The sequence below is a fragment of the Aquimarina sp. 2-A2 genome (assembly GCF_045505135.1).
GTDB classification, from domain to species: domain Bacteria; phylum Bacteroidota; class Bacteroidia; order Flavobacteriales; family Flavobacteriaceae; genus Aquimarina; species Aquimarina intermedia.
On sequence record NZ_JBJKFI010000020.1, the window covers coordinates 1 to 956 of the forward strand.

1 pseudogene is annotated in these 956 nt (G+C 43.4%); it reads right to left on the bottom strand.

Annotation, left to right across the window (positions count from 1 at the left end):
• Nucleotides 1–956: pseudogene (locus tag ACJRPK_RS17470) on the bottom strand (hypothetical protein); the annotation flags it as partial.

The following is a 956-nucleotide window of genomic DNA, read 5'->3' on the forward strand; positions in this document are numbered from 1 at the left end:
GTTCCTGCCGGAACTATATCAGCTACGCCATCATTATTTGTATCAAAACCTTCGATAGCATCTACAATACTGTCGTTGTCTGAATCTAAGTCTAAGTAATCCGCTGTATCTGCTCCATCACTGTTCACAGGGGTAAGACCACCTGCGTAGTTATCGTCTACTCCATCGTTATTGGCATCGACACCATTCGGTGCAAGGTATCCTGCTGTTGTTTGAGCCTCCACATTATCTGGAATACCATCACCATCGGCATCTTGGTCCTGAAAATTAGGAATACCATCACCATCAAAATCATTCTCTCCAACAACACCTTCTGTATACGGATTGCTATCACCATCTAAGTTTGGATCTTCAATACTGTCTAAAATACCGTCGTTATCGTCATCTAAATCTGCACTGTCAGGAATATTATCACCATCCGAATCAGTGGCATCTAAATAATCAGGTGTACCATCAACATTACTGTCTGTTGGGTTCGCAGGGTCTGCGCCTACTTCGGTAAGGGTAACAATACCATCGTTATCATCATCCGTGTCTCGGTAATCCAACTCATCTGCTCCATCTGTATTGTTTAAATCTGCAGAAGGTGTGGTAGTGACTTGTAAACCATTTGGATCTGAATAATCTGCACTGGAGTCAAAATTATCATCCAACCCATCATTATCTGTATCGGTTCCTGCCGGAACTATATCAGCTACGCCATCATTATTTGTATCAAAGCCTTCGATAGCATCTACTATACTGTCGTTGTCTGAATCTAAGTCTAAGTAATCTGCTGTATCTGCTCCATCACTGTTCACAGGGGTAAGACCACCTGCGTAGTTATCGTCTACTCCATCGTTATTGGCATCGACACCATTCGGTGCAAGGTATCCTGCCGTTGTTTGAGCCTCCACATTATCTGGAATACCATCACCATCGGCATCTTGGTCCTGGAAGTTAGGAATACCATCGCC